The sequence below is a fragment of the Limnoglobus roseus genome (assembly GCF_008254045.1).
Classification (GTDB): Bacteria; Planctomycetota; Planctomycetia; order Gemmatales; family Gemmataceae; genus Limnoglobus; species Limnoglobus roseus.
This window is the reverse complement of the sequence record NZ_CP042425.1, coordinates 3,166,896-3,190,838: the sequence shown is the minus strand read 5'-3', so window position 1 is coordinate 3,190,838 and position 23,943 is coordinate 3,166,896. Positions and strand designations below refer to the sequence as shown.

23 protein-coding genes and 1 pseudogene are annotated in these 23,943 nt (G+C 64.7%); 17 read left to right on the top strand and 7 right to left on the bottom strand.

Annotation, left to right across the window (positions count from 1 at the left end; translation table 11 throughout):
* The first annotated feature begins 135 nt into the window (after nucleotides 1-135).
* The 3 genes from PX52LOC_RS13420 (at nucleotide 136) to PX52LOC_RS13410 (ending at nucleotide 3,205) form a co-directional block, all read left to right on the top strand.
* The gene (locus tag PX52LOC_RS13420; protein ID WP_149110575.1) at nucleotides 136-1,185 is read left to right on the top strand and encodes a transposase; all 1,050 of its coding nucleotides are present in this window, start codon (nucleotides 136-138) and stop codon (nucleotides 1,183-1,185) included.
* Between the two features lie 423 nt (nucleotides 1,186-1,608).
* Complete coding sequence (locus PX52LOC_RS13415) at nucleotides 1,609-2,187, top strand: N-acetyltransferase (protein WP_168218975.1); 579 nt, start codon at nucleotides 1,609-1,611, stop codon at nucleotides 2,185-2,187.
* 28 nt (nucleotides 2,188-2,215) lie between these two features.
* Nucleotides 2,216-3,205: an aldo/keto reductase gene (locus PX52LOC_RS13410; protein ID WP_149110573.1), complete on the top strand. Its 990-nt coding sequence runs from the start codon at nucleotides 2,216-2,218 to the stop codon at nucleotides 3,203-3,205.
* 37 nt (nucleotides 3,206-3,242) lie between these two features.
* Here PX52LOC_RS13410 and PX52LOC_RS13405 read toward each other — a convergent pair whose 3' ends face one another.
* The 5 genes from PX52LOC_RS13405 to PX52LOC_RS13385 form a co-directional block, all read right to left on the bottom strand.
* Nucleotides 3,243-3,521, bottom strand: coding sequence for an indolepyruvate ferredoxin oxidoreductase subunit alpha (locus PX52LOC_RS13405; protein ID WP_149110572.1), 279 nt, complete (start codon nucleotides 3,519-3,521; stop codon nucleotides 3,243-3,245).
* 147 nt (nucleotides 3,522-3,668) lie between these two features.
* Nucleotides 3,669-4,595: a sigma-54 interaction domain-containing protein gene (locus PX52LOC_RS13400; protein WP_149110571.1), complete on the bottom strand. Its 927-nt coding sequence runs from the start codon at nucleotides 4,593-4,595 to the stop codon at nucleotides 3,669-3,671.
* Between the two features lie 110 nt (nucleotides 4,596-4,705).
* Entirely contained in the window at nucleotides 4,706-5,725 is a 1,020-nt protein-coding gene (gene ahr, locus PX52LOC_RS13395; RefSeq protein ID WP_149110570.1) for an NADPH-dependent aldehyde reductase Ahr, read from the bottom strand.
* A 70-nt stretch (nucleotides 5,726-5,795) separates the two neighbouring features.
* Entirely contained in the window at nucleotides 5,796-6,560 is a 765-nt protein-coding gene (locus tag PX52LOC_RS13390) for a type II secretion system protein (RefSeq protein WP_149110569.1), read from the bottom strand.
* Nucleotides 6,561-6,601: 41 nt separating this feature from the next.
* Entirely contained in the window at nucleotides 6,602-7,486 is an 885-nt protein-coding gene (locus PX52LOC_RS13385; RefSeq protein WP_149110568.1) for an SMP-30/gluconolactonase/LRE family protein, read from the bottom strand.
* Between the two features lie 23 nt (nucleotides 7,487-7,509).
* On the opposite strand from PX52LOC_RS13385, the gene PX52LOC_RS13380 reads away from it, so the two are divergent.
* From PX52LOC_RS13380 to PX52LOC_RS13340, 9 genes are all read left to right on the top strand, one after another.
* Nucleotides 7,510-8,991 carry a 3-deoxy-D-manno-octulosonic acid transferase gene (locus tag PX52LOC_RS13380; RefSeq protein ID WP_315853316.1) on the top strand — a complete coding sequence of 494 codons (1,482 nt, stop codon included), beginning with the start codon at nucleotides 7,510-7,512 and terminating at the stop codon, nucleotides 8,989-8,991.
* Nucleotides 8,992-9,032: 41 nt separating this feature from the next.
* Nucleotides 9,033-10,247 (top strand): hypothetical protein, encoded by a 1,215-nt coding sequence (locus tag PX52LOC_RS13375; protein ID WP_149110566.1) that lies wholly within the window; start codon nucleotides 9,033-9,035, stop codon nucleotides 10,245-10,247.
* The gene (locus tag PX52LOC_RS13370) at nucleotides 10,240-11,106 is read left to right on the top strand and encodes an aminotransferase class IV (protein WP_149110565.1); all 867 of its coding nucleotides are present in this window, start codon (nucleotides 10,240-10,242) and stop codon (nucleotides 11,104-11,106) included. Before PX52LOC_RS13375 ends, PX52LOC_RS13370 begins: the two co-directional genes overlap by 8 nt.
* A gap of 12 nt (nucleotides 11,107-11,118) precedes the next feature.
* A complete protein-coding gene (locus PX52LOC_RS13365) occupies nucleotides 11,119-12,186 on the top strand; it encodes a hypothetical protein (protein WP_149110564.1) in 1,068 nt (355 codons plus the stop codon).
* A 33-nt stretch (nucleotides 12,187-12,219) separates the two neighbouring features.
* Entirely contained in the window at nucleotides 12,220-12,834 is a 615-nt protein-coding gene (locus PX52LOC_RS13360) for a DNA-3-methyladenine glycosylase family protein (protein ID WP_149110563.1), read from the top strand.
* Nucleotides 12,835-13,003: 169 nt separating this feature from the next.
* Nucleotides 13,004-13,969 carry a DUF1559 domain-containing protein gene (locus PX52LOC_RS13355; RefSeq protein WP_149110562.1) on the top strand — a complete coding sequence of 322 codons (966 nt, stop codon included), beginning with the start codon at nucleotides 13,004-13,006 and terminating at the stop codon, nucleotides 13,967-13,969.
* On the top strand, nucleotides 13,959-14,393 hold the full coding sequence (locus tag PX52LOC_RS13350; protein WP_149110561.1) for a hypothetical protein: 435 nt from the start codon (nucleotides 13,959-13,961) through the stop codon (nucleotides 14,391-14,393). The genes PX52LOC_RS13355 and PX52LOC_RS13350 overlap by 11 nt, the downstream gene beginning before the upstream one ends.
* Before the next feature lie 105 nt (nucleotides 14,394-14,498).
* Nucleotides 14,499-14,693, top strand: a complete 195-nt coding sequence (locus PX52LOC_RS13345) for a hypothetical protein (RefSeq protein ID WP_149110560.1) — start codon at nucleotides 14,499-14,501, stop codon at nucleotides 14,691-14,693.
* 56 nt (nucleotides 14,694-14,749) lie between these two features.
* Nucleotides 14,750-16,051: a homoserine dehydrogenase gene (locus PX52LOC_RS13340; RefSeq protein WP_149110559.1), complete on the top strand. Its 1,302-nt coding sequence runs from the start codon at nucleotides 14,750-14,752 to the stop codon at nucleotides 16,049-16,051.
* A gap of 41 nt (nucleotides 16,052-16,092) precedes the next feature.
* Here the strand turns inward: PX52LOC_RS13340 and PX52LOC_RS13335 are convergent, their stop codons facing one another.
* On the bottom strand, nucleotides 16,093-16,356 hold the full coding sequence (locus PX52LOC_RS13335) for a hypothetical protein (RefSeq protein WP_149110558.1): 264 nt from the start codon (nucleotides 16,354-16,356) through the stop codon (nucleotides 16,093-16,095).
* A gap of 72 nt (nucleotides 16,357-16,428) precedes the next feature.
* On the opposite strand from PX52LOC_RS13335, the gene dtd reads away from it, so the two are divergent.
* The 3 genes from dtd (at nucleotide 16,429) to PX52LOC_RS13320 (ending at nucleotide 18,879) form a co-directional block, all read left to right on the top strand.
* Nucleotides 16,429-16,872 (top strand): D-aminoacyl-tRNA deacylase, encoded by a 444-nt coding sequence (gene dtd, locus PX52LOC_RS13330; RefSeq protein WP_149110557.1) that lies wholly within the window; start codon nucleotides 16,429-16,431, stop codon nucleotides 16,870-16,872.
* A 78-nt stretch (nucleotides 16,873-16,950) separates the two neighbouring features.
* The gene (locus tag PX52LOC_RS13325; protein WP_149110556.1) at nucleotides 16,951-17,616 is read left to right on the top strand and encodes a PEP-CTERM sorting domain-containing protein; all 666 of its coding nucleotides are present in this window, start codon (nucleotides 16,951-16,953) and stop codon (nucleotides 17,614-17,616) included.
* Between the two features lie 30 nt (nucleotides 17,617-17,646).
* Nucleotides 17,647-18,879 carry a hypothetical protein gene (locus PX52LOC_RS13320; RefSeq protein ID WP_149110555.1) on the top strand — a complete coding sequence of 411 codons (1,233 nt, stop codon included), beginning with the start codon at nucleotides 17,647-17,649 and terminating at the stop codon, nucleotides 18,877-18,879.
* 66 nt (nucleotides 18,880-18,945) lie between these two features.
* On the opposite strand, the gene PX52LOC_RS13315 is transcribed toward PX52LOC_RS13320, so the two are convergent.
* On the bottom strand, nucleotides 18,946-20,769 hold the full coding sequence (locus PX52LOC_RS13315; protein ID WP_149110554.1) for a hypothetical protein: 1,824 nt from the start codon (nucleotides 20,767-20,769) through the stop codon (nucleotides 18,946-18,948).
* Nucleotides 20,770-21,113: 344 nt separating this feature from the next.
* On the opposite strand from PX52LOC_RS13315, the gene PX52LOC_RS13310 reads away from it, so the two are divergent.
* Nucleotides 21,114-23,564, top strand: a complete 2,451-nt coding sequence (locus tag PX52LOC_RS13310) for a type VI secretion system Vgr family protein (RefSeq protein ID WP_149110553.1) — start codon at nucleotides 21,114-21,116, stop codon at nucleotides 23,562-23,564.
* Nucleotides 23,565-23,597: 33 nt separating this feature from the next.
* A pseudogene (locus tag PX52LOC_RS13305) lies at nucleotides 23,598-23,882 on the top strand (PAAR domain-containing protein); the annotation flags it as partial.
* Nucleotides 23,883-23,943: the final 61 nt, after the last annotated feature.

Genomic DNA, 23,943 nt, shown 5'->3' with positions numbered 1-23,943 from the left:
TCTTTTAACACATCACTCCCTCGTCTGTCTCAACAATTCTGCCGGTCCAACCCCTTCAGAGCCTTTTGTGCTCATCCCGGTGGCACTGGTGGCAGTACGCCCGATAGTCGTCCACCGTGCGGGCGGGGTAAACACGTGATAGCCGCGCGGCTCGTGTGCGAACGGGACCACGGCGGCAAGGCTCCCGCCATCGTCGTTGACGACGTGCCGAAGAAGCCAACGTACAAGCAAAACTGGAAGGCGTACAACACGGCTCAGAGCGTCGAGAAAGATCGGTTCCAAGAACTGCTGTTCGACTTGTGCCGAGGTGTCGCTGAACCCGACCGCACCGGCATGAGAGGGCGAAAGCCGTTCTCGATGAAGGACTCCCTCTTCGCGATGACGTTCAAGGTATACAGCACGATCAGCGGTCGCCGCTTCTCGTCCGACCTTCGCCAAGCCCACGCCCGCGGTCACATGGACCGTCTGATGGCGGGCGGGCTGAAGGTGTGCGAGTTCATGGAGAACGAGGCGTTCACCCCGTTGCTGAAGTCGCTCATCGTGCAGAGCAGTTTGCCCCTCAAGTCGGTCGATACGAAGTTCGCCATCGACAGCAGCGGGTTTTCGACGAGTCGCTTCGAGCGATGGTTCGATCAGAAGTACGGGGTGACGCGGCAGAAGTGCCATTGGGTCAAGGTTCACATCTGCTGCGGGGTCAACACGCACATCGTCACGGCGGTTCGCATTCTCGACAAGGACTCGGCCGACGCCCCGCAGTTCACGCCGCTCGTCAAGGAGACGGCCCAGGAGTTCGTCATCGAGGAAGTGTCGGCCGACAAAGCCTACGCCAGCGTGGAGAACTTCGAGACGGTCGCCAACTGCGGCGGGACGGGGTTCATCGCGTTCAAGTCGAACCACACCGGCGGTTCCGGCGGCCTGTTCGAGCGGATGTTCCACTACTTCCAGTTCAGACGCGAAGAGTTCCTGAAGCACTACCACCAACGCAGCAACATCGAAAGCACGTTCAGCATGATTAAGCGGAAGTTCGGGGACTCCCTTCGAAGCAAAACGGACACGGCACTCGTCAACGAGACACTCTGCAAAATCCTCTGCCACAATTTGGTCGTGCTGATCCACGAACAGCACGAACTTGGCATCGAGGCCGAGTTCTGGAAGAACACCCCGAAGGCGGTCGCAGCGGTATAGCACGCCCCATCGCCGACTCATCTCTGACTCACTGCAACGACCTATCTCCCGAAATCGCGAGATGCGAGTTCGCGAAACGCCTTAAATTTCAAGGCAAGAATCTCATCTGGCAAACCTTGCACATCTCGAACAAGATTGATCGGCCCGGCAAGACCGGGTGTTCGTCACCAGGAGTTTCACAATGTCCGAACGTGATCGCGCCTTGCTTCTTCGAGTCGTCCGATGGGAACTGGTCGGCATTTGGCAGTTGTCTGGCCGACATCATTTCGTCGGCCTTGATCGCGGTGGCCAAATCGTGTGCGGCTGGACTTCAACGCCTCGGTAACGGTAGGTGTACCGAGTTAACCCGGCAGCCAATGGGATAAATTCCATTGGCTGCCACATCTGTCGTTTTATTTCCCGGCCTGTTCCGTAATTCGCGACTTGTACGTAATTACACTACAAAGCCGCGACGACCTCTGGCTCTCGGACGGTTCCCGATCCGACTGGCCGTACTTCGCGGGGTGGCATTACCGCAGCCACCACCTCGCCTTCACCCGCCGCGTGACGCTCCTCTGGCACGGCGAGCAACCCGTCGGCGTCTGCGTCTTCGCCGCCCCGGCCGCCTCGCTCACTCTTCGCTCGCACTTCTTCGGCCTCAAGAATCCCCGGTCCGGCGTGGCCCTCTCCGCGTTGAATCAGCAACTCTGGCTGTTGCAGCGTGTCGTGCTGCACCCGACTTACCGCGGGGCCGGCATCGCGGCCGACTTCGTGCGGCGTGCGTGCCAACTCTGCCCCGTCGATTGGATCGAAACGCTCTCCGCGATGGGACACGCTAACCCGTTCTTCGAGCGGGCCGGGTTCGCTCGGGTCGGTACGATTCGCCATTCGTCCTCGCGCAGCCGTCACGGGGCCTACGCCGCGTCCGCCCGCCTCTCGGCCGAGTCCCTTCGCAAGAGTCGGCACAGTGAGCCGGTGTATTACGTCTTCGATAATCGTGGGCGGCACTCAGTGGGCGGATAGAACAACATCCCCCCATCAGGATGCGATCATGAATACCCGGACCTTTGGCGGCGACCCCGTTCCCGTGTCGGAAATCGGCCTCGGCTGTTGGCAGATCGGTGGCGATCAGTGGGGCACCGTCTCGGACGCCGACGCGATGGCCACGCTCAAGGCGGCCTACGATTCCGGCGTCACGTTCTACGACACCGCCGACATCTACGGCCTCGGCCGGAGCGAATCGCTGGTCGCGGAGTTCGTCAAGGAAGTGCAGGCGAAGAACCTGTTCGTCGCCACGAAACTCGGCCGCTGGCCGACGCCCGGACTGCCCGACAATTGCAAGCCGGAACACGTCCGGCACTTCACCGAGGAATCGCTGAAGCGACTCGGCGTCGAAACGCTCGACCTTACGCAATTGCACTGCGTGCCGCTGGAGGAATTGCAGAAGGGTGAAATCTTCGAGACGCTGCGGCAGTTGAAGCAGGAAGGGAAGATTCAGCGGTTCGGAGCGAGCGTCGAATCGACGGCGGAAGCGAAGGCGTGCCTGTCGCAGCCGGGGCTGTCGTCGCTGCAAATCATCTTCAACGTCTTCCGTCAGACGCCGATCACCGCGATCTTCGACGAGGCGATGAAGAAGGGCGTGTCGATCATCGTGCGGCTGCCGTTGGCGTCCGGCCTGTTGTCCGGCAAGTACAGCCATAGCACGAAGTTCGCCCCGACGGACCACCGCAGTTACAACCGCAACGGCGAGAAGTTCAACGTCGGCGAGACGTTCGCGGGCCTCGGCTGGGAGAACGGCCTGGAACTCGTGGACAAACTGCGGACCTTGCTGCCGGCCGGCTACACGATGCCGGAGATGGCCCTGCGGTGGATTCTCGACTTCCCCGCGGTGACGACAATCATCCCCGGTGCCCGCAACCCGCAACAAGCATTGACGAACGCGAAGCCGAGTAAATCGAAGCCGCTTAGCGAGCAAACCCACGAGAAGCTGCGGCGGTTCTACCAGGAGCAAGTCGCGTCCCTCGTCCGCGGGCCGGACTAGGTTTGGCTTTCGGAAGCACGAACGGAGAGGGGACCGATCACCGCGGCACCTTCTCCGTTACGTTCGCGCCGAGCGGTTTCAACACCTTCACCCGGTCGATGTTCAACTGAACGTACTGTTCCCACTTCGCCGGCACGTCTCGATCCAGGTAAAGCGCTTCCACCGGGCATTCGGGCTGGCACGCCTCGCAGTCGATGCAATCGTCGGCGTCGATGTACAGCATCGTTTCATCGCCGTAGAAGCACTCACACGGGCAGACGACGACGCAGTCGGTGTACTTGCAATTCAGGCACGGCTCGGTCACGACAAAGGCCATCGGGGCACCTGTTGGAAGGAAGATGTCTCGCGCAAAGCCGCCAAGACGCGAAGCGGATTGCAGACCGTGTGCCGAAGGAGAACACCTGGAAATGCAGCGGTATGAAGCCGATGAGGTGACGAAATGTGGACGGGTAACGACGGGCGGTCAGGTCCACTCGGTGCCGGTTTTGCAGATACCGTGCTTCTTCATTTTGCCGTAGAGCGTCGTGGGGTTGAGGCCGAGGCGGTGGGCCGCCCCGCCGGGGCCGTAGACGCGGCCGTCGGTGGCCCGCAGAGCGTCGAGGATGCGATGCCGTTCCTGGGCGGCCCAAGTTTGTGCCGTCTCTACGGTGGACGCCCCGACCAGCCAACTCGCGTCGAAGGCCAGGTCCGAACCTTCGCTGACGATCACGCCGCGCTCGATGACATTTTGCAGTTCCCGGACATTCCCCGGCCAGTCGTGAGCGGACAGCAATCGGAGCGTGGTGGACAGAATTCGCGAGACCGACCGGCCGTGCCGCTTCGCGGTCTGGTGGACGAAGTGTGCGGCCAGCGCGGGGATGTCCTCCCGGCGGTCGCGGAGCGGTGGCAGCGTGATCGGGAAGACGTTCAGCCGATAGAACAGGTCCGCGCGAAAGCGACCCGCTTTCACCTCGGCCGACAGGTCACGGTTGGTTGCGGCCACAATGCGAACGTCGATCGGCAGAGTATCACCGCCGACCCGCTCGATGACCCGCTCTTGCAGCACCCGCAGCAACAAGGCTTGGGCTTCCGGCGGCATCTCGCCGACTTCGTCGAGAAAGAGCGTGCCGCCCTGGGCTTGCTCGAAGCGGCCGACCCGCCGTTTGACGGCCCCGGTGAACGCCCCAGCCTCGTGGCCGAAGAGTTCGCTCGTTATCAGCCCCGGCGCGAGGGCCACGCAACTGACCGGCACGAAGGCATGTGCCCGCCGCGGGCTTTGGTCGTGCAGCGACGACGCGACCAGTTCCTTCCCGGTGCCGGTCTCGCCGAGGATCAGCACCGTGGCGTCAGTCGGCGCGACCTGGGCCACAGCCCGGCGGACGGCGTTTAAACTCGGACTGTTCCCGATCATGGCTGTTCAATTGGTGTCGCGCGAAGCCGCCAAGGCGCGAAGAAGAGGAAGACATAATTCTTCTCGTCTTCTTCGCGCCTTGGCGGTTTCGCGCGAGATTCCACGTTTCCTCACGCCGCGGCGTCGTTCGTCAGCACGATCCGGTAGCGGGCCTTGCCGGCGCGGAGGTGTTCGATGGCGTCGTTCACCTTCGACATCGGGTAGAACTCCGTCACCGGCGCGATCTTGTGCCGCGTGCAGAAGTCGAGCATCGTCGCCGTCGTGACCGGGCTGCCGAGCGGTGAGCCGGACAGGGACCGCTGGGCCATAATCATCGGGAAAGCCGCGATCGGGATCGGCTCGCCGACGGCCCCGACGAGGTGGAGGCGGCCCTTCGGGGCGAGGGCGTTGATGTACGCCGGCCAGTTCAGTGGGACGTTCACCGTCACCAGGATGAAGTCGAACTGCCCGGCCAGCTTCGCCATCGCCGCGTCATCCCGGCTGTTGACGACGTGGTGCGCTCCGAGCTTCTTCGCCTCGTCCGCCTTGCCGGCCGACGACGAGAACGCCGTCACGTCGCAGCCCCACTTGTTGAGGAACTGTAACGCCAGGTGGCCGAGGCCGCCGATGCCGATGACGCCGACCTTGTGCGTCGGCCGCACGTCGAACTGCACGATCGGGTTGAACACCGTCACGCCGCCGCAGAACAGCGGGCCGGCCGTCGCCGGGTCGAGGCCGTCGGGCAGCGGAGTGGCCCACTCTTCCTTGCACCGCACGCGGTCGGCGAACCCGCCGTGCCGGCCCCAGATCGTCTGCTCGGCCGTCGGGCAGAGGTTGTGGTCGCCGCTCATGCACTGCTTGCAGTGCATGCAACTCCCGCTGAACCAACCGAGGCCGACCCGCTGGCCGACCTTCAGCGTCTTCACGTTCGACCCGACCGCCCCGACGGTGCCGACGACCTCGTGGCCCGGCACGAGCGGGTAGTTGGTCGGCCCCCACTCGCTGTCGAGCATCGATAGGTCGGAGTGACAGACGCCGCAGTGCGAGACGTTGATCTCGACTTGTTCCGACCCGAGCGGACCGGGTTCGTACTCGAACGGGGCGAGCGGGCCTTTGGCCTTCGTAGCCGCGTACGCTTTGATGGCTGCCATCGAGAGATGCCTCTTCCGGAGTGGTGGGGGGCGATTGTCACTCGTTATAGGCGTGGCCGGCGGACACCGCTTACCGTTGCCCCCACAATTCATCCGTGGTGCCGTAGTCGAAAACGTACTCGCGGTCGCGGATCGCGAGTAGGGCGGCGGAGTCGGCCGGCGCCGGGGCGTTCCGCGTGCCCTGCGTGCTAGCCTCGACGTGGCCGTCAACGAAGGCGATGTTGGCGAGATGACTGAACTGCCGGTAGTGGACGGTCGGCCGCCTCGCCGACGGCGGGTAGCTGAACGGGATTTCGGACAGTTCCGGTGACGTGTCGCTGGCGAGGACGGCGTTGGCGAAGGCGACGGTGCGACTGGTGCTGGCGATCTGCGGGAGCGTGACCTTCCGCCACTTGCCGCTGAGCGTGAAACTGGGCGTCGGGCCGTCAGGGGCGAGGTACCAGTAGTTGTAACCGTACCCCCCGGAGAGGCCGTCGTAGGTGAGGACGACCTTGCCCGGTGCCTTGGCCGGGCTTTGCAGGGCGGCCCGGCTGTTCTCCAAGTACGGCATCAGGTGGCTGCCAGCCGTGTCGTAAACGCCGGTCGGCTTCTCGAACGCGAACCACCACCGCACGCCGCCGTTCTCCAAGGTCATCAGCGGCGGCAGCACGTCGGCGTTCGTCGCGGCGTAGTTCTGCACGCCGAGGGTGAGTTGCTTCAGGTTGTTCTGGTCGGCAAGGCGGATCGCCGCTGCCCGCGCTTTTTGCACGGCCGGCAGCGATAGCCCGATGAGAATGCCGATGATCGCCATGACCACCAGCAGTTCCAGAAGCGTGAAGGCCGACCGGGTTCGCACGCACAGGCTCCATCATCACGGGCGGATGCGGACACCCCAGTTTACTGCCGCGCGGCCCCCTTCGCATTCAATTTGATCGAATAGAGGCCCTTGCCCGCGGTGACGAACAGCGTGTCCATTGTCTTGCCGCCGAAGCAGACGTTCGCCGTCCAGCCCTCCGGCACCGGCAAGTTCGCGAGCTTCTTCCCGGCCTTATCGAAGATCGTGACGCCGTTGCCAGTGAGGTAGACGTTGCCCTGGTCGTCGATCGTCATGCCGTCACTGCCGAGTTCGCAGAACAGCTTCTTGTCCTTCAGCGTGCCGTCGTCGGCGATGGCGTACTGGTAGGTCTTCTTGGCGTTGATGTCGGCGACGTAGAGCGTCTTCCCGTCCGGCGTGCCGATGATGCCGTTCGGCTGCGTCAGGTCGTCGGCCACGCGGGCGAGCTTGCCGTTCGCCGGCAGGAAGTAGACGGCGCGCTTGTCCTGCTCTTGTGGGCCGCGCTTCCAGTAATCACGCTTGTACCACGGGTCGGTGAAGTACGCCCCGCCGGTCGGCGTCACCCACACGTCGTTCGGGCCGTTGAGGAGCTTGCCGTTGTAGTCCTTCACGGCGACGGTGTGTTCCTTCGTCTTCACGTCGATAACCCACATCTCGTTCTTCTCATCGGCACACGCCCACAGCTTGCCTTCCTTGTCGAAGCACAGCCCGTTGCTGCGGCCGCACGGCTTCAGGAACTCGGAGAGCTTACCGTCGGTGCTCCAAAGCATGATCCGATCGTTCGGCTGGTCGGTGAAGTAAACGTTCCCGTCGGCGTCCACGGCCGGCCCTTCGGTGAAGGCGAAGCCGTCGGCGAGCTTTTGGACTTTCGCCCCGGCGGGAACGAGATCGGCGGCTTGAGTCATGGGAGCGACCGCGAGGAGGATAAAGAGCGAGAGGAACCGCATGAGGGACTCCAGAGAGGGGCGGGATGGAGTCAGCATATGCACCGCGGATCGGTGTTGAACTGTGTTTCCGTTCTGTCGTAGACTCTGGGCCTATGTTGCTGAACGCGCTGTACCTGTTCGTGTTGACATTGCTCTCGCCGTGGCTCGTGTGGCGGGCGTGGCGAACGGGTCGATATCGAAACGGGTTGGCGGCGAAGTTGTTGGGCCGGGTGGAAGTGCCTTTATTCCCTCGCCCCTTGGGGGGGAGGGTTAGGGTGGGGGGTAAGCCGCCTGCCGATGGTAGCGGTCCTCTCCCTCTGCACACTCACTCCACCCCCCACCCTAACCCTCCCCCCCAAGGGGCGAGGGAACAAGAGATCGCGTGGTTCCACGGCGTCAGCGTGGGCGAAATCCACCTCCTGACGACGGTGGTGGCCGCGTTCCGCAAGCGGCACCCCGCGTTCCACTGCGTCATCTCCTCGACCACCGACACCGGGTTGGCCGAGGCCCGTGCCCGCTTCGCCGACTGTACCGTCATCGCGTGGCCGTTCGACTTCTCGTGGGCCGTCGCGAACGCACTCGACGCCGTGAAGCCGAGCCTCGTCGTGCTGGCGGAAGGCGAGATGTGGCCGAACTTCCTCGCGGCGGCGAAGCGGCGGAACATCCCGGTCGCCGTCATCAACGCCCGCCTCAGCCCGCGGAGTTTCGGCCGCTACCGCCGCATCGCCGGCCTCGCCCGGCGACTGTTCTTAAACCGCGTCGATGTCATCGCCGTGCAGTCGGCCGACTACGCCGAGCGCTTCCAACAACTCGGCGTGAATCACCTCCGCGTGACCGGCTCGATCAAGTACGACGGGGCCATCGGCGACCGCGACACGCCGAAGGGCCGAGAGTTGGCGCGACTGCTGCTGAAGCCGGGCGACACCGTCCTCGTCGCCGGCAGCACGCACGCGCCAGAGGAATCGCTGATCCTCGACGCCTTCCGCCAACTGCGCGAACGCTTCCCGGCGTTGCGGCTGCTCCTCGTGCCGCGGCACCCGGACCGCTTCGCGGAAGTGGCCGTCTTGTTGGCAGGTTCCGACCTACCGTTCGTGCGGCGCAGCCAAGTCACGGAGCCGCTCGCCGAGACGCCGCCGGTGGTGCTGCTGGACACGGTCGGCGAACTCGGGGCCGCGTGGGGTCTCGCCGACGTCGGCTACGTCGGCGGGACGCTCGACGGCAAGCGCGGCGGCCAGAGCATGATCGAGCCGGCCGGCTACGGCGTGCCGACGGTCTTCGGCCCGCACGTCTGGAACTTTCGCGACGCCGCGAGACGCCTTGTCGAAGTCGGCGGGGCCGTCATGGTGAAGGACGCGGCCGGGCTGGTACCCGCGTTCACGGCACTGCTGGAAGACACCGCAAAGCGAACCGCGATGGGCACGACCGCCCGGCAATTTGTCCGCGACCAACAAGGGGCAACGGCGAAAACGCTCGACGTGCTGGACGAGTTGATCGACCACGAAAGGCCGCCGAGGCAGGCGGCGTGAGACGATACAATTTCCTCAGCGTCTGAGGGTATCATAACGTCATGCTCTTTGCCGAACTCGCCAACAAGCTGGGCCGCAACTCCGAACGCGCACACGAACGCGGCGAAGACTTGCTCACTTCGACCGCGTTTCAACTTCTGAGGTACATCCCCTTTCGAGACGGCCTTTTCCCCATCTTGAGCCGGGCCAACCAAGTCTGCCGGGAGGGGAAACGTGCCTGGGTCAGCATGTACGGGTTGCAACTCCCCGCGGATGTCGATGGGTGTACCTTTCGGTTCTGGCCACGGCTGCGGGGGAACAAAGAACCGGATCTGATCGCCACCTTCACCCAAAACGGTGTGCCGTTCGGGTCGGTCGTCGTTGAGGTGAAACTCGACAGCCGCAAGAGCGGGACGGATGACGAAGACTTCGAGCCATCCGAATCGCGGATCAGTCGTGACCAACTGCTCGGGTACTGGCAACTGCTCCAAGAAGAGTCGCTGACGACGGGCGTGCCCCCGTTGGGCGTCATCTATCTGACGGCCGACGTGACTCCACCCAAAGACGAATTGGAATCCTCGCTCTCACGGCCCGGTGACTGGCTTTACTGGCTGTCTTGGCACAGCGTAGCGGAAGTCGTCCAGCGATGTGCCCGATCGGGGATCGGCGGATTGCCGGCCCAAGACCTAATCGACATCCTCCGCAAGAAAGGGCTGGGCGGGTTCATGGGTTTCCCCAAAGACGAGCCAACGGCCACGGTCGGAGCGGCGGTCAACAAGGTCTACGAGTGGCACATCCAAGTCCGCGAGTTCTACAACGCGCTGGACCAGATTTTCGACCGCTTCGGCTGGCCCACGCCGAAAAAAGCTGTCCCGGTCGGTGACGTCCGCGGTCGCCTGACGGACGATCCGGAACGATGGTCCCTCTACTGTTTCTTTCGCGAGTACGGGCCAAACGACGGAACGGCTATTGCCATCATCTGCCACCTTTCCCCCGCTGTGGAAGGGGACTTGTACGAACCGAGGTGTCTGGCCGCAAAGGTCCGCGGCACCCTCTGCCACATAGACATCAAGAACAAGTTCCCCGATGTCGGACCCGCTGTCGTTGAACTGGGAGCGTCCCGACAGTTTCAAGCCCTCAGTCCGCAGGCCCGTAAGGCACTTCTTGATCGTACCGATCCTGTGGTCTGCCTGTCGGTCCCGCTCTCGGCGCTCACGTCCCTGGATGACGTGCGAACAATGATCGTGCAACCGATCCTGGACGCACAAATTGAATAGCTTACTCGCCTTCCTCAACGGCCGCCTTCTGCCCGCGGGTGACGCCACGCTGTCGCTCGCGGACGCCGGGTTCGTCTCCGGGGCGACGGTTGTTGATAACGCCCGCACCTTCGGCGGCAAACTCTTCCGCTGGGCCGATCACCTGGCCCGCTTCCGCCGCGATTGCGAACGATGCTTCGTTCCGCTCGTGGCCACCGATGCGGAACTCTCGCGCACCGCGGAAGAACTCCTCGCGCAAAACCTCCCGCTGTCGCCGCTGGGTGAACTGCACGTCGTTACGGCGGCAACGCCAGGGCCGCCGGGCGGACCGCCGACGCTCGCGATGACAACGTACCCAATCCGCGTGGAACGGTACCGGCCGTTCTTCACCCAGGGCGTTCGGCTCGTCGTCGCCGGCACGCAAGCCTCGGAGCCGACGGACTTGTTGCCGCCGAGGATCAAGCACCGCAGCCGCCTCCACTGGCACGTCGCCGAACAAAAGGTTCCGCCCGACGCAGTCGCGGTCGTGCGGAATCACGGCGTCGCCGACACCGCCGTCGGTGCCATCGCGGCCATCGCCGTGGACGGCACACTCTTGTTGCCGGCGACCGGCTTCGTGCAAGAGAGCATCAGCCTGAAGGTACTCCGCGAACTCGCCGCCCACGGCTTCCCCGTCCGCGAGAGTGCCTTCGCGGCCGACTCGCCGAACGTCCGGGAACTGCTCCTGTGCGGCACCGGCTTCGGCGTGGCGGGCGTGGTGTCATGGTCCGACAGCGACCACACGCGCACCTTCGACTGGCCTGGACCCGCCTACCGCTACCTCCTGGCCGCGTGGTCGAAACTCGTCGGCGTGGACATCGAACGACAATTCACTGGGTAGAATACCGCGACTATGATGCGACTCGCAACCCTCGCACTCGTCCTGCTTCCCGTGTCCGCCTCGGCCGGCGTGTACTCCACGGCCGAGCCGACGCCGTTCGCCGCCCAACCCGACGGCACGGCCGAGGAACTGTCGTTCAAGCCGGACAAGAGCGGCCGGTTCAAGCAAGAACTGACGAAGTACGAACTGCTCCTGAACCCGGAGAAGAAAAGCCCCGAGCGCGACGCGGTGCTGGCCCGTTTGAAGACGCAGCAGACACCCGCCGACCATGCGGCCGACCTCATCCGCCTCGGCAAGTTGGACGAAGCTCTGAACGTGCTGGAACCGCACACCCGCGAGCGCGTGCCGGACTTCCGCGTGCTGGCGAACCTCGCCCACGTCTACGCGGCCCGCGGCGACTGGTCGGACGCCGTCATCAAGCACCACTCGGCGTGGCTCGATTCCGAATTTCCCGGCGACCTCCCCGGCACCTCGCCGGCACAACTAAAGTGGCTGCAACGGGTCGAGAAGGACTTTTACCCGCACTGGCTGAAGGCCCATCAAGAGCAGGTCGCGCACAAAGTCCCGGCCGAGTCGGAAGACGTGTTGCCGCTATTCGGCATGAAGTTCGTGAACGACGCCGGGCAGTACGAACCGGGGAAGGTCGCCGCCGCCGAGAGGGCGAAACTGCCGCCGGACGCCATCGCGATTACCCAGCAACTCCTGCTCTGGTCGCCGACCGACACGCAACTGGTCTGGCTGCTCGCCGAACTGTACGCGGCCGACGGGAGGTTCCGCGAGTCGGACATCCTCTTCGACGATTGCGTGCGCAGCCGGTACTACTCGAACCGCAAAATCCTGATGGCCCACCGCGACGCCGTCCGCCGCGTGGTGGCGACCCTGCCGGCGGTGGCGGACGACCCCGTGTTGATATCGTCGCCGGTCGAGAAGCCGAAGAAAGTCGCCACGCTCGAAGACCTCGGGTTGAGCGAGAACAGCCTGATCGCGTTCGGCGTCGTCTTCGGCGGGTTCGCGGTGGCGCTGATCGGCTTGCAGATTCGCTCGGTCCGCCGGCGGGCACGGTTGCGGGCGCGGCGGTGACGCCGACGCCGAGAGTGTGTACAATTTTCCATCATGAACGAAACCTACCAGAAGGCCCGCCGTCACCTTTCACGCCGTGACCCGATCCTGAAGGCGGTCATCCAACGAGCGGGCAAGTGCCTACTCACGCCGCGGCCGGATGACCCGCTGACGATGCTCGTGAAGGTGGTGATTTCGCAGCAAATCTCGGTGAAAGCGGCCGCGTCGATCTACGCCCGCCTGACGGAGCGGGTGAAGCCGATGACGGCCGCGAAACTCCGCAAACTGACGCCCGACGACTTCGTCGCCTGTGGCATTTCGCGGCCAAAGCAGCGGGCGATTGTGTCGCTTCTCGACCACGTCGCCGTCGAGAAAGCGTTCCTCAAGCAACTGCCGACGCTGGAAGACGAAGCCTTCCGCGAGGCGGTCGTGCGGATCAAGGGTCTCGGCCCGTGGTCGGCCGACATGCTGCTGATGTTCGGCTTCGGCCGCTTAGACGTGATGCCCGTCGGCGATCTCGGCATCAAACTCGCCATCCGCGACCTGTGGAAACTGGACGCCCTACCGAGTGTACAAACAATGCTCGAACTGAGCGAGCCGTGGCGGCCGTACCGCACCGTGGCGTCGTGGTACCTGTGGCGGTCCCGCGACTGGGCGGAGGAATACTGAGATATTCGTGCGGAATCCGCTTGAAACAGTACCTCGATCGCAAATCACTTACCCGACAAGGGTTTTAGTCTATCTCTTTGAATCAACAGGCCCTATACTCACCCTTGATTCAACCGCCCTTGATTCGATCGCCCCTTCAATTGTCTCTTCTTATTTTGTGAGGCTCTTCATGTCCTCTTCCCTTAAACGCCGATCGCGTGCGTTCACGCTGATCGAGCTGCTGGTGGTCATTGCGATCATCGCAATCCTGATCGGGCTGTTGTTGCCGGCGGTGCAAAAGGTCCGCGAGGCGGCCGCCCGGATGTCGTGCACGAACAACCTGAAGCAGTTCGGGTTGGCCCTGCACGGCTTTCATGACGTCAACAGCAAGCTGCCGTACGGGAACCAACGGTCGCCCGCCCGGAAGACGTTCTACGTCGACGTTTGGCCGTATCTGGAGCAAACAGCCCTGGCCAGCCAGTACAACAATTCGTTGGGCTTCTACCAGGTCCCGAACGGCAACGGCGGCAACTCGCAGCCGACGGGGCTGGTGGTGACGGCGGTCAAAACTTACTACTGCCCCAGCGACCGGCCCAACGCGATCTGGATGGGCGATGCCTACTACCGGGCACGGGGGAATTACGTGGGCAACTACGGGCCCAACCTCTTGTTCACCCCCCCGGGGACGACGTCAGATAGCCAGCGGCTCGGCGTGTTCGGCTGGATTTCTAGCGGCGGGTTCGGGGCTTTCGTTCCGTACCAGAAGAACTTCGCGGCCATCACCGACGGACTGTCGAACACGCTCCTCATGTCCGAACTGCGGTTCCCCAAGGCCGACGGCGATGGCGACGTTCGGGGCGACGTGTTTAACGACCAGGGCGCGCACTGGTTCATGGCCGTCAGCACGCCGAACACGGGTATCGACCACTCGTCCAATGCGTGTGCGGCCACGGCGACCGACCCCATTTACGACGCCACGAACCCGTGCCTGAAGGCGGGCGACAACTACAGTTCCGCCCGCAGCCGCCACACCGGCGGCGTGAACACGCTCCTGTCCGACGGGGCGGTGCGGTTCGTCCGCGACACTATCAGTCTGGCGAGCTGGCAAGCTCTGTCTTCCATCAGCAGTGGGGAGGTGATCGGCGATGACTTCTAACCTACCAAGCCGCCGAACCGCCCTGTTGCTGACGTTCGCCTTTGGCGTATCGTTCTTCACGGCCGGGTGCGGCGGGCCGCCGAAAGCCGATGTGAAGGGCAAGGTTACGCTCGACGGCAAGCCGATTGCCAACGGGTCGATCGAATTCTTCCCGATCGGCGGGAAGGGTCAGACGGCCGCCGCCATCATCAAGGACGGCGAGTACACCGTGCAGACGTCGGTCTGCAACATGAAGGTGTCCGTCAACGCCAACACGGTCGTCGGCAAGCACAAGGCTTACGACACGCCGGACAGCCCGATGATCGAAGTCGTCAAGAACATCATCCCGGCCAAGTACAACACGAGTTCGGAGTTGACCGCCGACATGAAGGCCGGGCCGAACGAGCACAATTTCGACCTGAAGTCCGACGACCCCAAAAAGTAACCCGCCGGCCCGTCCCGGAAGCCGACGCGCGCAACCTCGCCGGGTCAGCCCGCGAGGTTGTTGCGTTTCCGGAAGGTCCTGCGACGGGTCGGGAGAGTATTAAACATGAATCGCCCTGTCTACACTTGGACCGTATACCGGATCGACGATACCGGGAACGTCTTCGTCGTAAAGGGCGAACTCGGCCAAGATGAGGCCGAAAAACTCGTGCAATTGTACGAGGCCCGTGGCCACAAACAGATGTACTGGGCCGAACGAACGGCGAAGCCGGAAACCGCCGTCGATACCCCTTCTCCCTAGCCCTGCCCGCCCGCCGACCGTAAGAACACCCCGACGAATTCATCGGGGAACGTGGCATGGCGGAATCGCTCGGGATCGCACTCATCGGCTGTGGAACCGTCGGCACCGGGGTGGCGAAGATTCTCACGCACCACGCCAACCGCGTTACTACGCGGACCGGCGGAAAGACGGTCGCTGTCAAGCGGGTTGTGGCGCGCGACGCGGGCAAGGGCCGCGACCCGGCGATTCCGTCGGCGTCCGTCGGCACCGACTGGACCACGGCCGTCGCCGACCCCGCTGTGCAGATCGTCGTCGAACTCATCGGCGGCACGACCACGGCGAAGCAGATTGTCCTCGCCGCCCTCGCGGCCGGTAAGCACGTCGTCACCGCGAACAAAGCCCTCCTCGCCGAGCACGGCCAAGAGTTGTTCGCGGCGGCCCGCAAGGCGGAGCGCGTCATCTGCTTCGAGGCGGCCGTGGCGGGCGGCATCCCGATCATCCGGGCGATGGGCGAGAGCCTCGCGGCCAACCAGATCACCGGCATCCAGGGCATTCTCAACGGCACGTCGAACTTCATCCTCAGCAGCATGGCCGACAACGGGGCGAGCTACGCAAACGCGCTCACGGAAGCCCAGCGCCTCGGCTACGCGGAGGCCGACCCGACGCTCGACGTGGACGGCTCCGACGCGGCCCACAAGCTGGCGGTGCTGGCCCAGATCGCCTTCGGCGTGACGGCGAAGCCGAGCGACATCGAGAAGCAGGGCATCGCCGACATCCAGGCGATGGACACCCGCTACGCGGCCGAACTCGGCTACACGATCAAACTGCTCGCCGAAGCGTGGGCCGCCGACAAAACCGTGGCCCTGCACGTTGCGCCGGTGCTGCTCCGCAAGACCGACCCACTGGCCCAGGTCCGCGGGGCGTTCAACGCGATCCTCGTCACCGGCGACGTGGTCGGCGAAACGCTCTACCAGGGGCCGGGAGCCGGGATGATGCCGACGGCTTCATCGGTGGTGGCGGACATCATCGACATCGCCGTGGGCCGGGCGCAGAAGACGTTCACGGCCGCGAAGCTCTGGAGCGGGTCGCGCGAGTTTACGATCGTGCCGTCGGAGAAGGTGCGGTCGAAGTTCTACCTGCGACTGTTGGTGAAGGACGAACCGGGCACCCTATCCGAGGTCTGCCGGTGCCTGGCGAACGAGCAAATCAGCATCGCGTCGGTGATCCAGCACGAGCCGCTGCGAGAAACGGAGAAGGTAGTGCCGCTGGTCATCATGACCCACCTCGCCGAGACGGGCCGGTTCCGCACAGCCGCGGCCGTCATCGACAAGTTGACGAGCGTCGCCGGGCCGGCGGTGTACTTCTCGGTGGACGATTGAAAATGTGACAGCCCGGGCACGGCCGTGCCCGGGCTGTCACATCACTTTCCCTGCAACTCCGTTACCAGCTTCGCGATCAGTTGCGGGTCGTTCTGCTTCACGAGGTGGTCGATCCGCGATTGCGGCACGCCGAGTTTCTGCATTGCGGTCGCGACCGACAGCCACACGCGGTCGCGCTTCTTCCCCTCGGCCAGGAATAGCTCCGTGACCTGCTCGCTCAATCGTTGCAACTGAATCTGGCCCTGATTCGAGTAGTAGCGTTTGATAATCTTCTGCTGGTGGGCCGAGAAGTCGCCGAGTGCCATCAGGAGTCTCCGGTGGAGCGGGGGCTCCCATAAGATACCACCCTTCCGCCGCTCAGGGGCAAGGGTTTTTTCATGCGCGTCGTTCTGCAACGGGTGTGCCGGGCGAAGGTGAGCGTGGCCGGGGAAACCGTCGGCGAGATCGGCCGGGGGTGGGTGTCCCTTCTGGGCGTGGCCCCCGACGACACCGCGAAGGACGCCGCGTGGCTCGCCGACAAGACGGCCAACCTGCGCTGCTTCCCGGACGCGGACGGCAAAATGAACCTCTCGGTGCAGGACGTGGGCGGGGCGGTGCTGGTCGTCAGCCAGTTCACGCTGTACGGCGACTGCGGGAAGGGCCGCCGGCCGAGTTTCATCGGGGCGGCCCGCCCGGAGGTCGCGGAACCGCTGTACGTCGCGTTCCAGGACGCGCTCAAGGCGCTTGGCGTGCCGGTCGCGTGCGGGCGGTTCGGGGCCGACATGCAGGTGGACCTCGTCAACGACGGCCCGGTGACGTTGATCGTCGATTCGCCGGGGTGAGAGGGCCGCTTGACCTTGATCGAACTTCGCTCGATACGGTACTGTCCGGCCGGCTCCGCCCGGTTTGAGGTATCGACTATGGTTCGCTTCGGGATGGCCTTGGCTCTGGCGGTGATGACCGTGCCGGTTGCATCAGCGGGGCCGATTCAATGGTCGTACCAGTCGACATGGGCCCCGATCCCGGAGCCGAACGTGACGCCGGGCCTTGAGAACATCATCGACACTGGAACGACGATCCACTCGACCTTCGCGAGTACTCCCGCCGGCGTGGCCGAACACGGGGCGTGGGGTTGGCAGACCGTGACAGTCGGCTCGCTGGTCCCGAACGCCGACACGTCACCGGTGAATTACCTTGCCCAACGGTTCCAGTTCAACCTCTCGATCACGGACACCGCGTCCGGACAAACCGGCACGGTGTCGCTGACCGGGTCGGCCAACGAGACGCTCGGGTTCGCGCAGCGGCGAAGTCCGTGGGGCGACCTGGAAGACGACCCGCGGTTCGTCAACAGCCGGCACCTGACCTCGATCGTCCTCAGCGAATTGAGCGAGGCATCGCTCAACCTCGGGGGAAACGAGTACCGCGTTGAGATCGTACCGGAGTACGGCCCGGACGGGGTCGGCCGCCTCGACGCGGTTGTGACGGTCGGCGACGTGAACCTGACGCCCGAACCGAGCACTCTGGCGTCCGTCGGTTTGGGCCTCCTCACCGTAGCGGGCGTTCGGGTCCGCCGCCGGATTTCGTAACTCCTTCACCCACACTATTCGGAGTCTTCCGTGGCCACGCCGATTTCGCCCGCCGAGCTCGCCCAGCGGTTCGTCCGATTACTGAAGGAGCGCACCGCGACCAACGACGCGGACGAGGTCCGCCTGCGGTTCCAGAAGACCTACGAGTTCGTCGAAGGCGTTTTCAAGTCGCGGTCGGCGGCCGAGCGGGACCCCGTGTTCCACGCTTTCGTGGACGAACTCGGCGACCCGGACCTGCCGATCTGGGAATTCGCCTGCCTCGCCAACACCTGCGGCATCGCCATCGAGCACGGCGCGGACCCCGGCCCGAGCCTCGACTTGATCCTCGACCGGCTCACGGTCCAGTTCCGCGGCGTGCCGGAGTTGCACGAACGGTTGATGGAACTCGTCGGCACGAGCAACCTCGACACCGTCCCCGAGGACCAGTGGCAGGATCTCGCGAACCGGTCGCCCGAGACGGCCCAGCGGATGCGCGAGTTCCTCGGCATCGGGTTCAACGGCCGCGCCGCGATGGCGATCCTGTGCCGGCGGGCGGACCTGCGACAACAGGCCCGCGGGCGGGACGAGTTAATTCAGGCGGCCGTCGCGGGCCGGCAGTTCAACCCGTATGCGCACTACCTGTCGGAAGTGCTGCTCGCGTCGGACGACGACGACGTGCTAGTGATCGACCTCGACCGAAACCTCGGGTTCCTCGCGCGGCTGCACGCCGTCCGCAACAACGCTCACCTGTTCACGCTGTTGCAAGACGCCCTGCTGGCCCATCCGACGGCGGAAGGGTGGGAGGGGGAGAAGCCTTCGGCGGTGCTGGCAAGCATCGCGAAGGGGGAACGGATGATCGACGCGGTCACGCCGGCCGAGTGGCAGGCGAGCGGCCGGATGAACGACAAGGGCGAAGTCTTCGACCGGGCGATCTGGCAGTTCTACCAGTGGCCGGCGCTGCAACCAGACAACACTGTGGAGACGTGGGAGAAGGCCCAGCCGTACAACCCGTGGTGGGTCTGGAGCGAGATGTACCCGCGGGACCTCGTCGAACTCGACGGCATGAAGATCGTTCTGCTGGCGAAGCCGGAAATGCCGCGGAACTGGGCGCTGGGGTTCTTCGCCCCCGTCCACCCGGCCCTGCGGTCCGGGGTCACGATTCGCTCGGTGCTGAGCGCGGAGTCGGTCGCCGGGTGGCTGGACCGCATTCGCGCGATGCCGCGGGAGGACAACCCGCTGCCGCCGCCGGGCCAGGAATCGATTCGAGAAGCGACAGTGGCGTGAAACGGGTGCGAGGGTGGGAACTGATTCCCACCCTCGCACCCGTTTCAGTCGGCTAACCGCCCGTCGTTAGCCCGGCATCTTTTCCACCGGCGGCAGGTCGCTCACCGGAGTCGCCGGGTCCATCCGTTCCACCGGCGGCAGGTTAATCGCGGGTTCCGTCGGCTTGATCTCCGGGGCTTTCACGGCCGCCGGCGCGGGGATCGTAATCGCCGGCAGGGTCGGCGCGGGAGCCGTCAGCGTCGGCAAGGTCGGCGGCGGGACCGGGGCCAACTTCGCCGGGACCGGAGCGGGCATGGGCTTGGCCGCGGGCGGTGCGACCGGCACCGTTACCACAGGCACCGGGGTGCTAACCGGGACGGCGACCTTCGCGGGCAAAGGCTTGGCGGCCGGCGTCGGGGTGATCGTCGCGACGGGGGCCATCGGCGTCGGGTTCAGGGTCGGGATCACGAGCGGTCGCGGCTCGTTGGCGACGGCTGACGAAACCGGACGGGCCGCGGACGATGGCATGGTCATGATCGGCACGTCCGAGGTGCCGGTCGTCCGCGATGCGACGGCGGCCGGAACAGGCGACCTCATCGGAACGACCGGGGCCGGGGTCGTGGACGGCCGGACCGGAGCCGTCGTTACGGTCGCGGTCGGCACGGACACCGGAGTCGCCGTAACGATCGCCGTCGGCGCGGGACTCGCCGGGACCAGGACCGGCCGGCTGGCGTAGGCGGCCGGCGGCGCGATGATCGGCTTGCCGATCGAACCGTCGTTGTCCTTCCAGGTCATCAGCTCCCAGAGGGTACTCGGCTTCGCGCCGGTCGATTGGCCGTCACGGGTCGTGACCATGCCGGCGGCGGCGTAGTCGCGGGGGTTCACCTCGCCGACCACGGTGTAGCCGATGTTCGCCCCGATCTCGAGCGCCTTCTGGCCGAACGCCCCGATTTGGTCCCGCGGCATCCGGGCGACCTTCGCGTAGTACACCTTCGGGTAGTCCGGGTCGCCGAGCTTCGTGTCCTTCTTGTCCTTCTTCTCAGCGTCTTTCTTTTCCTTATCCTTTTCATCCTTGCTCTTCTCAACGTCCGTCTTCTTCTCGACGTCCGACTTCTTGTCGTCCTTCTTCTCGACCTCCGCGACGGGGTCCATGCCGGGCAGACACGGGAGGGCCGCACACGAGCAGTTGCAACTCGCCATGCACCGGTCGAGGGCGTTGGCGGCCACGGCCCGGACGCGGGCCGACTTCTCGTAGGGGAAGCCGTCGGCGTCGCTGCACGAGACGACGTGACTGAGGGCGACGATCACCTTGCACGTGCAGCAGCAGCCCTTCGAGAGCGCGACGGCCGCCTCGTACCGGACGCACTCGTTGCGGTCGCCCCGCAGTGCGCCGATCAGTGCCTCTTCGGCCTCCGGCCAGTAGTGGCAGTCGAGGGTGCCCAGGTACTTGACGGCCTTGATGCGTTCTTCGGCCCCGGCCCGGTCGAGTTTGGCCTTGGAAGCCGCTCCGACTACCCCGGGGTCGAGCAGTTCGGCCACGCTCGGCACGATCGGGCAGAAGGGGGGAATGACGCCCCCGGACAAGGTTGAGATCGGGGCTTGGATGCGACCGAGCAATTGGCCGGCCGGGGTGCGGCAGATCTTCCGCTTACAGAACTCACGCTGTTCCTGCGAAATGCCGAGGCGGGACCAAATGGTGTTCATGCTGCCCGGCAGTTGTGCGCCCGGCCCGGTACCGAGGCCGAGCGGCGGCGGCGGGGACACGCCGTTGAGGACGGACGACGGGGCCGAATTTCCGAACGGCGAGGCACCCGGAAGGGCTGGCGCTCCCAGGCCGCCCAGTTGGGCGTTGGCCGTGCCGGCCAACACGGCCGACGCGGCCGCAGTCATCAACAGTTTGGCGGCTTTCATGACGAACTCCTTCTCGGAATGAGTCCCACGGGCCACCCTATCCCGCAGGGCCGACCCCAGTTACCTAATTTGAGAGTCCAGTACCGACAGCCCCGTCCTTAGCGAGTTTGCCAGTCATACCAACTCCACGGAGAATTACTCGACTAACCAGCTTGCCGATCTTGAAGGTGATTTCGGTCCTACTGGCTTTACCAGATGTGCCGGTTTACCGGATTGCATGAATCCAACCGCTTGTTCGAGCACGTAGTTCAATTACAATCTCCCCTGATCCCGTCGGGGGGGCATTTGCCGCCGTACCACCATTGTCTTGGCCCCGACGTTCGCTCCGATCTCACGAGTTGGGTATGCCTGCCTACACGCAGACCGATCGCCTGATTCAGATCAACAGTCCGCTCGGTAAGGACGTGCTGTTGGCCATCTCCCTGCACGGCAAAGAGGGCCTGTCGGAACTCTACCGATTCACGGTGGAGGCCATGACCGTCCGCACGGCGACGGTGGCGTTCGACGCGGTCGTCGGCCAGCCGTTCTGCGTGGCGTTGCAGATGCCCGACCGCAAGTTCCGCTTCTTCCACGGCCTGTGCTTGCAACTCCTCCAGGGGCACAGCGATAACGACTTCACGTACTACCAACTGGAGATGGTCCCGAAGGTCTGGCTGCTGACGAAGAAGGCCCAGAGCCGCATCTTCCAGCACATCACCGTGCCGGACATTCTCAAGAAGGTGTTCGCCGGGTTCGACGTGGAGTACCAGATTTCCGGCCGGTTCGAGCCGCGGGACTTCTGCGTCCAGTACCGCGAGACGGACTTCAACTTCGCCTGCCGGCTGATGGAAGAAGAGGGCATCTACTACTTCTTCAAGCACGAGGTGGGCAAGCACACGATGGTGCTGGCGAACACGCCGCAAGCCCACCCGGACGTACCCGGCAAGACGACCGTCATCTACAAACACGTTTTCGACGGCACGGCCCTCGAACAGGACTACATCAGCGACGTGACGAAGGTCCAAGGGCAGACGGCGGGCCGGTTCACTCTTTGGGACCACACGTTCGAACTGCCGCACCAGCACAACGATTCCGACAAGGCGCTCACCGAATCGGTGTCGGTCGGCAAGGTGTCCCACAAACTGCGGGTCGGGGACAGCAGCAAGTTGGAAATCTACGACTGGCCCGGCGAGTACGCCCAGCGGTTCGACGGCGTGACCGCCAGCGGCGGCGACGCGCCGGCCGAAATCCCCAAGATCAGCCCGGACAGTAAGCGAACCGTCGACCTGCGGATGCAGGCGGAAGCGGCAACGGCCGTGCGGCTTCAGGGCAGCGGGTTCGCCCGGCAACTGATCGGCGGCCACAAGTTCACGATTACGACATTGCCGACCGACCCCCACGCGGTGACGATCAAGTGCGACGGCGAGTACGTCCTCACCTCCGTCCGCCACGCGGCCACGGTCGGGGCGGGGAACTACCTCGGGTCGAGTCGGGCCGAGACGAGCTACACGAATAGCTTCACCGCCCTGCCCTCGGCCTTGCCGTTCCGCCCGCAGCGGACCACCCCGAAGCCGCTCGTCTCCGGCTCGCAGTCGGCCGTCGTCGTCGGCCCGCCGGGTGAGGAAATCTTCACCGACAAGTACGGCCGGATCAAGGTCCAGTTCCACTGGGACCGCGAGGGGAAGAAGGACGGCGACAGCTCGTGCTGGGTCCGCGTGGCGCAGTTGTCGGCCGGCCGTCAGTGGGGGGCGTTCAGCCTGCCCCGCGTCGGCCAAGAAGTCATCATCGACTTCCTCGAAGGTGACCCCGACCAGCCGATCTGCGTCGGCTGTGTCTTCAACCCCGACCAACCGCAGAAGTACAAACTGCCGGACGAGAAGACCAAGACGTACTACCGCTCCAACTCGTCGCCGGGCGGCGACGGGTACAACGAAATCCGCATCGAGGATAAGGCCGGCCAGGAGCAGATGTACATTCACGCCCAGAAGGACATGGACGAGCGCGTCCGGTACGATTCGAAGGAACGGGTCGGCATGGACCGGCACCTCCGGGTCGGCTTCTTCCTGCCGAACGACCACCGGGGCGACGCCAGCGGCGAGTCCAAGAAGGGCAACCAGTACGAAGAAGTCGCCATCGACCAGCACCTGAAGGTCTGGAAGAACAAGGACGAACAGGTCGGCGGCGACATGAAACTGCTCGTCGGCGGCGGCGACGGCGACGGCAACCTGGACGTCCACGTCAAGAAGGCCAAGAAGGAGTTGATCGACGCGACCTCCGACTTGCACGTCAAACAGGCCGTCAAGGAGAAGTTCGACGCGACCTTCGACCAGCACATCACCGGCGCGGTGAAGGAGAAGTACGACTCGACCCTGGATTTGCACGTAGCCGGCGTGGTCAAGGAGAAGTTCGACGCGGACGCGAACCTGCACATCGCCGGCGACCAGAAGGAGAAGGTCGATGGGTCGGTTTCGCTCAAGGCGGGCCAGAACATTCAGGAAAAGGCCGGCCAGAACTATGCGATGGACGCCGGCATGAGCGTCCACATCAAGGCCGGGATGACGTTGATCCTCGAAGCCGGGATGCAGATTTCACTCAAGGTCGGCGGCAACTTCATCGACATCAGTCCGATGGGCGTGGCCATTCAGGGCACGATGGTGCTCATCAACAGCGGCGGGGCGGCCGGTTCGGGTTCGGGTTCCAACCCGGCGGCCCCCGCCGACGCGGCCGACGCGGCCGACGCGGCCGACGCGGCCGACGCCAAGCCGATCAAACCGAAGGACGCCGACCTGTCGAAGACCGGCAGCAAGTCGAACTAACCGCTCCGCCCGCACCCTTGGGAGGGAATGCTCATGCCCCCGGCCGCCCGCCTCGGCGATATGCACGTGTGCCCGATGGTCACCGGCATCGTGCCGCACGTCGGCGGACCGATCCTCCCGCCGTGTGCGCCAACGGTCATCATCGGGATGATGCCGGCCGCACGGGTCGGAGACATGCTCGTGTGCGTTGGCCCGCCGGACGTGATCGCCAAGGGCAGCATGACGGTCATGATTAGCATGATGCCGGCCGCACGGATGGGCGACCTGACCGCCCACGGCGGTACCATCGTGATGGGGTTCCCGACCGTGATGATCGGCGACGCCGGCGGCGGCGGTGCCGGGGGAGCCGGGGGAGCCGGCGGCGGTTCCCCGATGGTGG

Bases quoted from the DNA above. Each gene is read 5' to 3' on its own strand.
- PX52LOC_RS13410 (WP_149110573.1), top strand. From the start codon at position 2,216: ATGAATACCCGGACCTTTGGCGGCGACCCCGTTCCCGTGTCGGAAATC.
- PX52LOC_RS13405 (WP_149110572.1), bottom strand. From the start codon at position 3,521: ATGGCCTTTGTCGTGACCGAGCCGTGCCTGAATTGCAAGTACACCGAC.
- PX52LOC_RS13400 (WP_149110571.1), bottom strand. From the start codon at position 4,595: ATGATCGGGAACAGTCCGAGTTTAAACGCCGTCCGCCGGGCTGTGGCC.
- ahr (WP_149110570.1), bottom strand. From the start codon at position 5,725: ATGGCAGCCATCAAAGCGTACGCGGCTACGAAGGCCAAAGGCCCGCTC.
- PX52LOC_RS13385 (WP_149110568.1), bottom strand. From the start codon at position 7,486: ATGCGGTTCCTCTCGCTCTTTATCCTCCTCGCGGTCGCTCCCATGACT.
- PX52LOC_RS13380 (WP_315853316.1), top strand. From the start codon at position 7,510: ATGGAGTCAGCATATGCACCGCGGATCGGTGTTGAACTGTGTTTCCGT.
- PX52LOC_RS13375 (WP_149110566.1), top strand. From the start codon at position 9,033: ATGCTCTTTGCCGAACTCGCCAACAAGCTGGGCCGCAACTCCGAACGC.
- PX52LOC_RS13365 (WP_149110564.1), top strand. From the start codon at position 11,119: ATGATGCGACTCGCAACCCTCGCACTCGTCCTGCTTCCCGTGTCCGCC.
- PX52LOC_RS13360 (WP_149110563.1), top strand. From the start codon at position 12,220: ATGAACGAAACCTACCAGAAGGCCCGCCGTCACCTTTCACGCCGTGAC.
- PX52LOC_RS13355 (WP_149110562.1), top strand. From the start codon at position 13,004: ATGTCCTCTTCCCTTAAACGCCGATCGCGTGCGTTCACGCTGATCGAG.
- PX52LOC_RS13350 (WP_149110561.1), top strand. From the start codon at position 13,959: ATGACTTCTAACCTACCAAGCCGCCGAACCGCCCTGTTGCTGACGTTC.
- PX52LOC_RS13345 (WP_149110560.1), top strand. From the start codon at position 14,499: ATGAATCGCCCTGTCTACACTTGGACCGTATACCGGATCGACGATACC.
- PX52LOC_RS13340 (WP_149110559.1), top strand. From the start codon at position 14,750: ATGGCGGAATCGCTCGGGATCGCACTCATCGGCTGTGGAACCGTCGGC.
- PX52LOC_RS13335 (WP_149110558.1), bottom strand. From the start codon at position 16,356: ATGGCACTCGGCGACTTCTCGGCCCACCAGCAGAAGATTATCAAACGC.
- dtd (WP_149110557.1), top strand. From the start codon at position 16,429: ATGCGCGTCGTTCTGCAACGGGTGTGCCGGGCGAAGGTGAGCGTGGCC.
- PX52LOC_RS13325 (WP_149110556.1), top strand. From the start codon at position 16,951: ATGGTTCGCTTCGGGATGGCCTTGGCTCTGGCGGTGATGACCGTGCCG.
- PX52LOC_RS13315 (WP_149110554.1), bottom strand. From the start codon at position 20,769: ATGAAAGCCGCCAAACTGTTGATGACTGCGGCCGCGTCGGCCGTGTTG.
- PX52LOC_RS13310 (WP_149110553.1), top strand. From the start codon at position 21,114: ATGCCTGCCTACACGCAGACCGATCGCCTGATTCAGATCAACAGTCCG.